This window comes from Terrabacter aerolatus, from assembly GCF_007991735.1.
Classification (GTDB): domain Bacteria; phylum Actinomycetota; class Actinomycetes; order Actinomycetales; family Dermatophilaceae; genus Terrabacter; species Terrabacter aerolatus.
In genome coordinates this window covers 22,033-34,022 of the sequence record NZ_BJYX01000011.1, presented here as the reverse complement: position 1 = coordinate 34,022, position 11,990 = coordinate 22,033, and the positions used below count along the sequence as shown (strand labels likewise).

At 71.7% G+C, this 11,990-nt stretch carries 12 protein-coding genes; 1 reads left to right on the top strand and 11 read right to left on the bottom strand.

The genetic code is table 11. The features are described 5' to 3' along the window. Window positions 1-20 precede the first annotated feature (20 nt). The 9 genes from TAE01_RS11435 to pdxT all read right to left on the bottom strand — a co-directional run bounded on the left by TAE01_RS11435 (window position 21) and on the right by pdxT (window position 8,243). Window positions 21-545: an adenine phosphoribosyltransferase gene (locus tag TAE01_RS11435; protein WP_147066520.1), complete on the bottom strand. Its 525-nt coding sequence runs from the start codon at window positions 543-545 to the stop codon at window positions 21-23. A gap of 39 nt (window positions 546-584) precedes the next feature. Beyond that, window positions 585-1,745 carry a protein translocase subunit SecF gene (secF, locus tag TAE01_RS11430; RefSeq protein ID WP_147066517.1) on the bottom strand — a complete coding sequence of 387 codons (1,161 nt, stop codon included), beginning with the start codon at window positions 1,743-1,745 and terminating at the stop codon, window positions 585-587. Then, on the bottom strand, window positions 1,742-3,658 hold the full coding sequence (gene secD, locus TAE01_RS11425) for a protein translocase subunit SecD (protein ID WP_147066515.1): 1,917 nt from the start codon (window positions 3,656-3,658) through the stop codon (window positions 1,742-1,744). The genes secF and secD overlap by 4 nt, the downstream gene beginning before the upstream one ends. A 7-nt stretch (window positions 3,659-3,665) precedes the next feature. Further along, window positions 3,666-4,028, bottom strand: coding sequence for a preprotein translocase subunit YajC (yajC, locus tag TAE01_RS11420; RefSeq protein ID WP_147066513.1), 363 nt, complete (start codon window positions 4,026-4,028; stop codon window positions 3,666-3,668). Window positions 4,029-4,270: 242 nt separating this feature from the next. Beyond that, window positions 4,271-5,395, bottom strand: a complete 1,125-nt coding sequence (ruvB, locus tag TAE01_RS11415; protein ID WP_147066511.1) for a Holliday junction branch migration DNA helicase RuvB — start codon at window positions 5,393-5,395, stop codon at window positions 4,271-4,273. After that, window positions 5,392-5,994 (bottom strand): Holliday junction branch migration protein RuvA, encoded by a 603-nt coding sequence (gene ruvA, locus TAE01_RS11410; protein WP_147066509.1) that lies wholly within the window; start codon window positions 5,992-5,994, stop codon window positions 5,392-5,394. The genes ruvB and ruvA overlap by 4 nt, the downstream gene beginning before the upstream one ends. Next, window positions 5,991-6,662, bottom strand: coding sequence for a crossover junction endodeoxyribonuclease RuvC (gene ruvC, locus TAE01_RS11405; protein ID WP_147066507.1), 672 nt, complete (start codon window positions 6,660-6,662; stop codon window positions 5,991-5,993). The genes ruvA and ruvC overlap by 4 nt, the downstream gene beginning before the upstream one ends. 133 nt (window positions 6,663-6,795) lie before the next feature. After that, complete coding sequence (locus TAE01_RS11400; RefSeq protein WP_147066505.1) at window positions 6,796-7,557, bottom strand: YebC/PmpR family DNA-binding transcriptional regulator; 762 nt, start codon at window positions 7,555-7,557, stop codon at window positions 6,796-6,798. Then, window positions 7,554-8,243 (bottom strand): pyridoxal 5'-phosphate synthase glutaminase subunit PdxT, encoded by a 690-nt coding sequence (gene pdxT / locus TAE01_RS11395; protein ID WP_147066687.1) that lies wholly within the window; start codon window positions 8,241-8,243, stop codon window positions 7,554-7,556. The genes TAE01_RS11400 and pdxT overlap by 4 nt, the downstream gene beginning before the upstream one ends. Window positions 8,244-8,387: 144 nt before the next feature. Here pdxT and kynU point away from each other — a divergent pair, with 144 nt between their 5' ends. Continuing rightward, window positions 8,388-9,641, top strand: a complete 1,254-nt coding sequence (gene kynU, locus TAE01_RS11390) for a kynureninase (protein ID WP_147066503.1) — start codon at window positions 8,388-8,390, stop codon at window positions 9,639-9,641. Between the two features lie 95 nt (window positions 9,642-9,736). On the opposite strand, the gene TAE01_RS11385 is transcribed toward kynU, so the two are convergent. Both TAE01_RS11385 and pdxS read right to left on the bottom strand, forming a co-directional pair. Continuing rightward, entirely contained in the window at window positions 9,737-10,765 is a 1,029-nt protein-coding gene (locus TAE01_RS11385) for a DUF4037 domain-containing protein (protein ID WP_147066501.1), read from the bottom strand. 189 nt (window positions 10,766-10,954) lie between these two features. Further along, complete coding sequence (gene pdxS / locus TAE01_RS11380) at window positions 10,955-11,887, bottom strand: pyridoxal 5'-phosphate synthase lyase subunit PdxS (RefSeq protein WP_147066499.1); 933 nt, start codon at window positions 11,885-11,887, stop codon at window positions 10,955-10,957. Window positions 11,888-11,990: the final 103 nt, after the last annotated feature.

The window sequence follows — 11,990 nt, the reverse complement described above, 5'->3', positions numbered from 1 at the left end:
TCTAGGCGGTCCGTCCGGGATCACAGCGTGAGGATGGCGTTGACCGGCCGGTCGGCCAGACGCTTGCGTCCCTCGAGGAAGGCGAGCTCGAGGACGACCTCGATGGCGGTGACCTTCGCCCCGGCGCGCTCGACGAGCTGGGCGCAGGCCTCCGCGGTGCCGCCGGTGGCGAGCACGTCGTCGAGGACGAGCACGCGCTGTCCGGGCTCGAAGGCGTCGGTGTGGACCTCGATCTCGGCCGTGCCGTACTCGAGGGCGTAGGACTCCTTGAGGGTCTCCCCCGGCAGCTTGCCGGCCTTGCGGACCGGGACCATGCCGAGACCCAGCTCGTAGGCCACCGCCGCCCCGAGGATGAAGCCACGGGCCTCGATGCCGACGACGACGTCGATGTGCCCCTCGTAGCGCCGGGCGATGTCGCGCACCAGCTCCCCCAGGGCGGGGCCGTCGGCGATGAGCGGCGTGAAGTCCTTGAAGAGGACGCCGGGCTTCGGGAAGTCCGGGATGTCACGCAGCTTGCTCGCGACGAGGTCACTGATCTGGCTCACGCCGTCTCCTGGGGGGTCGAACGTACGGTGTGGGACTGCTCAGCGACGAGACTTCGGCGCGCGCTTCGGCTGGTTGCGCGGACCCGGCTGGGCGTACTTGTGCACGGGACGGGCGCCGCCCTCGCTGGGCACGGACGAGACGGCGGCAGTGCCGGAGGCCGCCCCGGTGGCGTCGGCGCCGACGACGGCCGGCTCGGGCGATCCCTGCTGTCCGGCGACGTGCGGCTTGGCGCCGTGGCGCTCGACGTACTTCGCCAGCTCACGCACGGCCGGTTCGTTGCGACGGAGGTCGACGAGCAGGGGCGTCGCGATGAAGATCGAGGAGTAGGCGCCGACGGCGATGCCGATGAACAGGGCCAGCGAGAGGTCGAGCAGGGTGCCCGGACCCAGCAGGGTGAAGCCGACGAAGAGCACCGCCGCGATGGGCAGCAGCGCGACGACCGTCGTGTTGATCGAGCGGACCAGGGTCTGGTTGACCGCGAGGTTGGCCGCCGCGGAGTAGGTCATGCGCTTGGTGCGGAAGGCCTCGGCCGTGTTCTCGCGCACCTTGTCGAAGACGACGACGGTGTCGTAGAGCGAGTAGCCGAGGATCGTCAGGAAGCCGATCATCGACGACGGCGTGATCTCGAACCCGAAGAGGGCGTAGATGCCGACCGTGATGACGAGGTCGTGCAGCAGCGCCACGAGACCGGACACGGCCATCTTCCACGTGCGGAAGTAGAGGGCCATGACGATGGTGACGAGGATGAGGAAGACGATCAGGCCCCGGATCGCCTGCTGGCTGACCGACTGCCCCCAGCTGGGGCCGATGAGCGAGGCGCTGACCGCGCTCTTGTCGACGCCGAACTGCTGGGCCAGCGCGGCCGACGCCTCGTCGGTGCGGTCCGAGGCGGCCTCGGACTGCACCCGGACGGTGTCCTGGCCGACGATCGTCGAGATGACGTTGCCCTCGATGCCGGACTTGGAGATGGCGGCCTGCGCCTTCTCCTCGTAGCCCTGGCTGTTCGTCACGCCCTGGACGCGGAACTCCGAGCCGCCGCTGAACTCGATGCCGAAGTTCAGGCCCTTGACGAAGATGCCGACGAGGGCGAGGGCGATGAGCACGGCCGACAGGGCGTACCACGTCTTCTGGCGCTTGATGAAGTCGATCGAGCGCTTGCCGGTGTAGAGGTCGTTGCCGACCTGGGCGAAGTTGATCATGCCTGGGCCTTCCCATCGGCGATGCGGGCCGAGCCCACGGTGGCGGGCGGGCGCTGCGCGCCGGGTGCCCCGAACTGGCCGCGACCGCGGTAGCGGACCGACTCCTTGGCGCCGAGGCGCTGCGGGTCGAGACCGGACCACTTGTGTCCGTTGCCGAAGAACTCGGTGCGGGCGAGCAGCTGCACCATCGGGTGCGTGAAGAGCATGACGACGAGCAGGTCGATGAGGGTCGTCAGGCCGAGGGTGAAGGCGAAGCCGCGGACGTTGCTCGAGGCCAGGAAGTAGAGCACGCCGGCCGCGATGAAGTTGACGGCGTCGGCCGCGATGATCGTGCGGCGCGCCCGCTTCCAGCCCGTCTCGACGGCGGCGACGAGGGGTCGACCGTCACGCACCTCGTCGCGGATGCGCTCGAAGTAGACGATGAAGCTGTCGGCGGTGACACCGATCGCCACGATGAGACCCGTGACCCCCGCCATGGTGAGGCGGAAGCCGTGGGTGGTCCCGAGCACCGTGACCGCGAGGTAGGTGATGACGGACGCGACGACGAGCGAGGCGACCGTGACGAACCCGAGCGCGCGGTACTGGATCAGGGAGTAGATGACGACGAGCAGCAGCCCGATGAGGCCGGCGAGCAGACCGATGCGCAGCTGCTCCTTGCCGAGCTGGGGGGTGATGTTGTCCTGCGTCTGCAGGGCGAAGGAGATCGGCAGCGCGCCGAACTTCAGCTGCTCGGCGAGCTGCTTGGCCGAGTCGATGGTGAACGAGCCGGTGATCGAGGCGCGTCCGTCGGTGATGACGGCTCGGGCCTGCGGCGCCGTGATGACGGCCTTGTCGAGCACGACGGCGAACTGGTCGAGCGGCGGCTGCGACTGCAGGCCGTAGAGACGCTTGGTCACCGCGGCGAACTTGGCCTTGCCGGCGTCCTTGAACGACAGGGCGACCTCGACGATCGAGGTGGGCTGGCCGTTGGGGCCGGGCTGGTAGCCGCTCGTGGCGTCGGCGATCTCGCTGCCGTCGATCTCGCTCGGGCCGAGGACGTACTTGGTGACGCGGTCCTCGCCGCACGTGGCGAGCGGCAGGGCCGGGTCGTCCGCGATGGCGTCGATGGCGCCGGCCTTGGAGCAGTTGAGGGCCGTGTAGTCCTTGGCCACCTTGGCGGCGGCCGCGTCGGCCTTCGCCTTGTCCCAGCCCAGGCCGACGAGACCCGTGCTCGCCTGTGCCTTGATCGCGGCCTCGGTCTGCGCGGCCGTGGGCGCCGGTGCGGGCGTCGTGGCGGCGGGTGCCGGGGTGGTCGCGCCGGCGGCCGGCGTCGTGGCGCTCCCCGTGGGCGTGGCCGGGGTGGTCGCGGCGCGCAGGGCGTCGGGAACGGCGCCGTTCTGGGCGGTGCTCGACGTCGACGGGGTCGCGGTGCCGGTCGCGGTGGGCGTGCCGGTGCCGGTCGCCGTGCCGGACGGCGTGGCCGTGCCGGTGGCGGTGCCCGAGGGCGTGGCGCCGGGGTTGGCCTGCGAGGCGTTGGGGTCGAGCGCCTGGACGTAGACCGCCCGGAAGCGCAGCTGCGACGGCTTCTTCAGCGCGTCGAGCTGCTCGGCCGTGGGCTGTCCCGGGATGGAGACGACGATGCTGCGGCCACCTTGGGTCGTGATCTCCGCCTCGGAGACACCGTTGGCGTCGATGCGCTGCCGGATGATGTCGACCGCGCGGTTGACCTGGCCCTCGCTGATCGTCTCGGTGCCGGTGAGCTGGGGCTGGAGCACGAGCTCCGTGCCGCCCTCGAGGTCGAGTCCGAGGCGCGGGGTCAATGACCCGTCGCCCCACTTCGTCAGACCTGCTGCCAGGGCGCTGAGGCCGAGGATGACGACGATGAGCGCCAGGAGGCTGCGTCTCGCCGACTTCTTGGTGGAGCTGCGTGCCACGAAACCCTCACTGACCGTTCTGCTGGGAGCCGGGCGTGCTGCCCGGAGCGTCGTCGGACGCGACGTCGGTGGCCGGCGTGGCGTCGGGGATGCCGCCGACCGGCGTCTCGTCGGCCTGCTTCATCGCGATGGCGCGGCGGTCCACGCGGATCGTCGTCCCCTCGGCGATCTCGAGCCACGCGCTCGCGTCGTCGAGGTGCTTGACCGTGCCGTAGATGCCCGAGGACGTGACGATGCGGTCCCCGACGTTGAGCGCCGAGCTGAAGTCGCGCATCTGCTTCATCCGCTTGTTCTGGGTGAAGAACAGCCAACCCAGCAGCAGGATGGGCAGGGCGAAAATCAGCAACGAGAAGGTCCCGTTGTTGTTCATGTCAGCTCAGTCCTTCGTGTCTTCGTCCGGTCGGTGCACACACGCGCCACACCCTCGATCGGGTGGGCGGATGTCGCGTCAACGACCGAGGGCACCGGATGGTGCCGCGGCAGCGGCGATGGTGCCCGCAGGAGTCTACGTGCGCCGGTGCAGTTTGTCAGACCGGATCGGGCCGTGGCGCAACGGGTGCGGGTCACGTTTTGGTCGCGCTCGGGCGCCCCGGGGGTTGAGTCGCGACAGGCCTAGAAACGGGCGCCGCCGGCCTCGTCGATCGGCAGCGTGGCGGTCCACAGCGACTGCGCCTCGACGGGCGGGACGAGCCCGAGGTGCTCCCACGCGAGCCCCGACGCGGCGCGGCCGCGCGGGGTTCGCACCATGAAGCCCTCGCGCACGAGGTAGGGCTCGGCGACCGTCTCGACGGTGTCGGGCTCCTCGCCCACGGCCACGGCCAGCGTGGAGAGCCCCACCGGTCCCCCGTTGAACCGGCGGCACAGCGCCTCGAGGACGGCACGGTCGAGCCGGTCGAGGCCGCGCTCGTCGACGTCGAACAGCTCGAGGGCCTGCCGTGCCGCCGTGTGGGTCACGCGGTCCTCGCCGTGGACCTGGGCCCAGTCGCGCACGCGCCGCAGCAGGCGGTTGGCGATGCGGGGCGTGCCGCGCGAGCGCAGCGCGATCTCGCGGATGCCGTCCTCGTCGGCCTCGAGCCCGAGCAGCCGGGCGGACCGGTGCAGGATCGTCACGAGGTCGGCCGCGGCGTAGTAGTCGAGGTGCCCGGTGAAGCCGAACCGGTCGCGCAACGGTGCCGGCAGCAGTCCCGCCCGCGTCGTGGCACCGACCACCGTGAACGGTGGCAGCTCCAGCGGGATCGCGGTGGCGCCCGGCCCCTTGCCGATGATGACGTCGACCCGGAAGTCCTCCATGGCGAGGTAGAGCATCTCCTCTGCCGACCGGGACATGCGGTGGATCTCGTCGAGGAAGAGCACCTCGCCCTCGGCGAGCGAGGACAGGACCGAGGCGAGGTCGCCGGCGTGCTGGATGGCCGGCCCCGAGGTGATGCGGATGGGCTGCTCGAGCTCGCCGGCCACGATCATCGCGAGGGTCGTCTTGCCCAGCCCGGGTGGTCCCGAGAGGAGGACGTGGTCGGGCGGGGTGCCGCGGCGCTTGGCCGCCTGGAGGACGAGACCGAGCTGGTCGCGCACCCGTGTCTGGCCCGGGAAGTCCTCGAGCCGCTTGGGTCGCAGGGCTGCCTCGACCTGCCGCTCGTCGGTGTCACCGGCGGCGTCGACGATGCGCGCGGTCGCGTCGAAGGAGCCGTCGTCCCAGACGTCGGGGACCTGCTCGATCTCCCACGGACGGTCGACGCTCATCGTCCGAGCTCCTGCAGGGCCGCGCGCAGCAGGGCGGAGACGCCCGCGCCGTCGGCGGCGAGCGGCGCCACCTTGTCGAGCGCGTCGTCGGCCTGGCGCGCCGTCCAGCCGAGGCCGACGAGGGCCTCGCGGACCTGCTCGCGCCAGGCCTCGCCGGTGTCGAGGTGCACGGCCTCGGCCTGGCCGGCCGAGCCCGGCAGCGCGCCGAGCTTGTCCTTGAGCTCGAGCACCATGCGTTCGGCGCCCTTCTTGCCGATGCCCGGGACCTTGGTCAGCGCCACGAGGTCGCCCGTGCCGAGCGCGATGCGCACCGCGTCGGGCGAGTGCACCGCGAGCACCGCGAGCGCGAGGCGGGGCCCGACGCCGGAGACGGTCTGGACCGTCTCGAAGACGTGCTTCTCGTCGTCGGTGGCGAAGCCGTAGAGCGTCAGCGAGTCCTCGCGCACGACGAGGCTGGTGGCGAGCTCGGTGGGCTGTCCGAGTCGCACCGACGTGGCGGTCGCGGGCGTCGTGTGGACGAGCATGCCGACGCCTCCCACGCCGACGACGACGGAGTCGAGGCCGACCTTGAGGACGGTGCCGGAGAGCGAGGCGATCATCGGGGCGAGGCTCCAGAGTGCGGTGGGGTGCGGTCGGACGGGGTGGGCCGGGCGGCCCTGGAGGTCTGGGTGGACACGGCCCGCAGGCGCTGCACGGGCGGCATGGCTCCGGGCGGGACACGACGGGGTATGCCGCTCCCCCGGTTCCCGGTGCGGGCCATGACCTCGAGCCGTGCCTCCTCGAGCCGGTTCTGCGTGCCGCCACGCCACACGTGGCAGATCGCGAGCGCGAGCGCGTCGGCGGCGTCGGCCGGCTTCGGGGGCGTGTCGAGCCCGAGCAGGCGCGTGACCATGGTGGTGACCTGCGCCTTGTCGGCCCGACCGCTGCCGCTGACCGCGGCCTTGACCTCGGTGGGCGTGTGCAGCGTGACGGGCAACCCGAGCCGCTCCGCGATGATCATGACGATGCCGGTCACCTGCGCGGTGCCCATGACGGTCGAGACGTTGGTGTCGGCGAAGACGCGCTCGATCGCGACCGCCTCGGGCCGGTGCCGGGCGAACCACTGGCGCATCTCGTCCTCGACCGCGACGAGGCGTCGCGGGGTGGGATCGGTGGACGGCGTGCGGATGACGCCCACGTCGACGAGGGCGAGCTTGCGCCCCGGAACCCCGTCGACGACGCCGACGCCACAGCGCGTGAGCCCGGGGTCGACCGCGAGGACGCGCACGGCATACCTCCAGGTCTGTGGGCGGGACGGGCGATCCGAACAGGTGTTCGGGACCACGCTAACCGCGCTCCCCCGAAAGCACGGGAGGCACGCCGGTCCCGGCGTGCCTCCCGTGCTGCGGTCGAGGGCCGGCTCAGTCCTCGTCGTCGTCGAGCTGCGCGAGCACGTCGTCGGGGATGTCGCCGTTGGCGAAGACGTTCTGCACGTCGTCGCTGTCCTCGAGGGCCTCGATGACGCGGATCATCTTCCGCGCCCCGTCGAGGTCGAGGGGCACCTGGAGGTTCGGCACGAACGACGCCTCGGCCGACTCGTAGTCGATGCCGGCGTCCTGGATCGCCTTGCGGACCGCGACGAAGTCGGTGGCCTCGGAGATGATCTCCCACGTGTCGCCGTTGTCGTTGACCTCCTCGGCGCCCGCCTCGAGGACGACCTCGAGGATGTCGTCCTCGGTGCCGGCCTCCTTGAGGACGGTCACGACACCCTTGCGGTTGAAGACGTACGAGACCGAACCGGGGTCGGCCAGCTGGCCGCCGTTGCGGGTCAGCGCGGTGCGCACCTCCGCGGCGGCACGGTTGCGGTTGTCGGTGAGGCACTCGATGAGCACGGCGACACCGTTGGGCGCGTATCCCTCGTACATGATCGTCTGCCAGTCGGCCGCGCCCGCCTCGGCCCCCGAGGCACGCTTGACCGCTCGGTCGATGTTGTCGTTGGGCACCGAGGTCTTCTTCGCCTTCTGGATGGCGTCGTAGAGCGTCGGGTTGCCGGCGGGGTCGGCGCCGCCCTGACGGGCCGCGACCTCGATGTTCTTGATGAGCTTGGCGAAGAGCTTGCCGCGCTTGGCGTCCTTGGCCGCCTTCTGGTGCTTCGTGGTGGCCCATTTGGAGTGGCCGCTCATGCAGTGTCCTCGCGTTCCGGTGACTGGCGTGCGCCCGACTGCTGGAGTCGGTGCTCTCTGACGATCGAGACGAACTCGGCGTGGATCCGGCGGTCGGCCCCCACCTCCGGGTGGAAGGACGTGGCCATGAGGTTGCCCTGCCGGACCGCGACGATCTTACCGGCGGCGGGGCCCTCGCCGACGCGGGCGAGCACCTGGACGGCAGGACCGGCCTGCTCGACCCACGGCGCGCGGATGAAGACGGCGTGCACGGGGCCGGTCCTCCCGGTCGGTCCGGTCGTCCCGGAGACGGCTGGGTCGCTCCAGGCGTAGTCGAGGTCCTGCTCGAAGGAGTCGACCTGGCGGCCGAAGGCGTTGCGCCGCACCGTGATGTCGAGGCCGCCGAGGGTCTGCTGGTCGGGTCGGCCGTCCGCGATGCGGTCGGCGAGCATGATCATGCCCGCGCAGGAGCCGTAGACGGGCAGTCCCTCGGCGATGCGGCGCACGAGGGGCTCGCGCAGGTCGAAGGCACGGACCAGCTTGTCCATCACCGTCGACTCGCCGCCGGGGATCACGAGACCGTCGACCTGCTCGACCTCGTCCGGACGTCGGACCGTCACCGCCTCCGCGCCGAGGGCGGTCAGGGCCGCGAGGTGCTCGCGGACGTCGCCCTGGACGGCGAGGACGCCGATTCGGGGCAGGGTCAGGGTGCTGGTGGTGCTCACCGACCCAGCCTAGAGCGCGGGCACGGGTGCGGTGAGCAGGGGTCGAGGCCGGGAATCGTCTGGCATGCGAGACGGAGCCGGGGCCTGCCCTGACGTGAGCAGGACGCCACCGGATACGTTGCGGCCATGACGACGGTGCACACCCACGACGACCTGATCGCCCGCGCAACGGACGCCGACGCGGCCTCTGCGCTGCAGGGCACGAGAGACCTCTTCAGCCTGCCCGAGGGCGTCATCTACCTCGACGGCAACTCGCTCGGGGCGCTGCCGAGCGCCGTCCCCGCCGTCGTCGACGACGTCATGCACCGCCAGTGGGGCGAGCGGCTCATCCGGTCCTGGAACGAGGCCGACTGGTGGGGCGCCCAGACCCGGGTCGGCGACCGCGTGGGACGTCTCGTCGGCGCTGCCCCCGGGCAGGTCGTCGTGACGGACTCGACGTCGGTCAACCTCTTCAAGGCGGTCATCGGCGCCGGACGCCTCCGCCCCGGACGCACCGTCGTGCTCACCGACCCGGACTCGTTCCCCACCGACCTGTACATGACGGAGTCGGCCGCGGCCCTCGCCGGCCTCGAGGTGCGCCGCGTGCACCCGCGCGACGCCGTGGCCGCCATCGCCGAGGTCGGCGACGCGCTCGTCCTCGCGTCGTACTCGAGCGTCGACTACCGCACGGGCGAGCTCTGGGACCTGCGGGAGATCACGGATGCCGCGCACGCCGTCGGCGGACTCGCCTGCTGGGACCTCTGCCACTCGGCCGGGGTGATCGAGGTCGATCTCGACGCCGGAGGTGCCGACCTCGCCGTCGGCTGCGGCTACAAGTACCTCAACGGCGGCCCCGGCGCTCCGGCCTTCCTCTACGTCGCGACCCGCCACCAGGACGACTTCGACCAGCCGCTGACGGGCTGGCAGGGCCACGCCCACCCCTTCGAGATGCGTCCGGACTACGAGCCGGCACCCGGGATCACCCGAGCCCGGGTGGGCACCCCGCCCCTGCTCTCGGTGCTCGCCCTCGAGGCTGCGCTGACGGCATACGACGGGCTCTCCCCCGCCGACGTGCGGGCGGCGTCGGTGTCGGTGACCGGGACGTTCATCGAGGCGCTCGACGCGCTCGGGGTCGACCTGCCGCTCGCGACGCCGCGCGACCCGGAGCGGCGTGGCTCGCAGGTGTCGCTGCGCCACCCCCAGGCCTTCGCCGTCGTGCAGGCGCTCATCGCCCGCGGCGTCATCGGCGACTTCCGGGAGCCCGACATCATCCGGCTCGGGTTCGCCCCGCTCTACGTGACCCACGTCGACGCCGTGCGCGCCGCCGTCCACGTCGCGGAGGTCATCGAGGGCCGCGAGTTCGAGCGCCCCGAGTTCGCCGAGCGCGGCGCCGTCACCTGACCCGTCGTGCAGCAGGATTTGCAGCAGATCGTGCTGCACATCGTGCTGCGTCCGGTGGGGTCATCACCCCACCAGGCGCAGCACCGTCGGCAACCTCATGGCCGGGCTCGGCCCCGGCCGACCGGACCGCGACTCATCAGCACGTCGACGTTGTCGCTGCGCTGCTCCAGCGACCCGACGCCGCGCGGCAGGGCCCGCACGGCCGGATCGGCGATGCTCTCCTCCACCACCCGGACGGCAGCCTCACGGACGCCCCGGTAGGGACGGTCCCAGAACGGCTCGACCGGGTCTTCGACGGTCGGCAACCCCGCCGCACCCTGGGTCCGGTGCAGCATCCGGAGCGCCGCGACGAGACCGTCCTCGCGCTCGCGCCACCCGTCGGCGGTCACCGCGGCCTGCAGGGCCTCAGCAGCCGCACCTGCTCGCGGTAGCCGGGTGAAGCTCGTGCCCAGCCACTTGGCGTAGGGCGGCCAGCGACGCTCGAGCAGGTGGCCGAGGTGCATCGCGATCCCCGCGAGCCTCGCCGCGACGACGCGCGAGCCGAGGTCGTCGCCGCGCTGACCCGTCCGGCCGACGAAGGGCAGCTCCTGGGCGATCCGCGCCCAGTCGACCGCGACGACGTGACGCCAGACGTCGTCGGGGTACCACCCGAGCCGGCGGCGTATGCCGGACAGCTCGCCCGCGCGGTCGACGAACACCTCGCCCGCGGTGACCTCGAGGACGGCCTGACCCGTCAGGGAGAGCCAGTCGGCGACGGTGAGGACGGTCGTGGGGTCCAGCCCGAGCCGCGAGACGGCGAGGTCGCGCGCCGTCCCGACCTGCACGCGGTGGCGCACCGCCGGGTCCCACGTCGTCGCGAACCTCGTCGGGTGACCGGCGAACGACTCGGGCAGGCTCTCCGTGAGGTGGGCGTCGACGTCGTCGACGAGCCCGGCCGGGACGAGGAGGTCGAGCCGCAGGCCCCAGTCGTGGTCGCGCGACATCGCGTCGTCGAGGCCGAGGACGTCGGATCCGCTCCCGAGGCGGGCGGCGGCATACGCAAGCCTCGGCCAGCGCGCCTCGACGGCCGGACGCACGACGTGCTCGAAGTAGGACCTGGAGAGCTCGGATCCGGACGGGGCCACGCCACGATGGTGCCAGTCCCCAGACCCGCAACACACCGTGCAGGTCGCAACTCACCGGGATCCGACACCGGTGCGTTGTGACCTTCTCGGTGTGTTGCGGGGTCGGTGGGGAGGGCCGCAGGACGACGTATGCCGCCGCGCCGGGTGGGCGCGACGGCATACGTCAGCAGGTGGCTGGGTGGCCGAAGGTCACCAACCGCGCTCGGCGAGCCGGTGCGGCTGCGGGATCTCGTCGACGTTGATGCCGACCATGGCCTCGCCGAGGCCGCGCGAGACCTTGGCGATGACGTCGGGGTCGTCGTGGAAGGTCGTCGCCTTGACGATGGCCTCGGCGCGCTGGGCCGGGTTGCCCGACTTGAAGATGCCGGAGCCGACGAAGACGCCCTCGGCGCCGAGCTGCATCATCATGGCCGCATCGGCCGGGGTGGCGATGCCGCCGGCGGTGAAGAGCACGACGGGCAGCTTGCCGGCCTCGGCGACCTCCTTGACGAGCTCGTAGGGCGCCTGGAGCTCCTTGGCCGCGACGTAGAGCTCGTCGGGGCTCATCGAGCGCAGGCGGTTGAGCTCGGCGCGGAGGGTGCGCATGTGCGTCGTCGCGTTGGAGACGTCACCGGTGCCCGCCTCGCCCTTGGAGCGGATCATCGCCGCACCCTCGGTGATGCGGCGCAGGGCCTCGCCGAGGTTGGTCGCGCCGCAGACGAAGGGCACCGTGAACTGCCACTTGTCGATGTGGTTGGCGTAGTCGGCCGGGGTGAGCACCTCGGACTCGTCAATGTAGTCGACGCCGAGGCTCTGGAGCACCTGCGCCTCGACGAAGTGGCCGATGCGGGCCTTGGCCATGACGGGGATCGAGACGGCCTCGATGATGCTGTCGATCATGTCGGGGTCGCTCATCCGGGACACGCCGCCCTGGGCGCGGATGTCGGCGGGGACCCGCTCGAGGGCCATGACGGCGACGGCGCCGGCGTCCTCGGCGATCTTGGCCTGCTCGGCCGTGACGACGTCCATGATGACGCCGCCCTTGAGCATCTCGGCCATGCCGCGCTTGACGCGCGTCGTGCCGGTGGAGGCGGCGTGCTGGTCAGCCGCGGACGTGGTGCCCGTGGTCGGGGTGGTGCTCACGATGTCCTGCTTTCCCGTGATCCGGAGGTGGGTTGCCTCAAAGCGTAGGCCCACGCGTGCCGGGTCCACGACCCGGTCCGCCCCAGGGGCGACGGACGTGGTA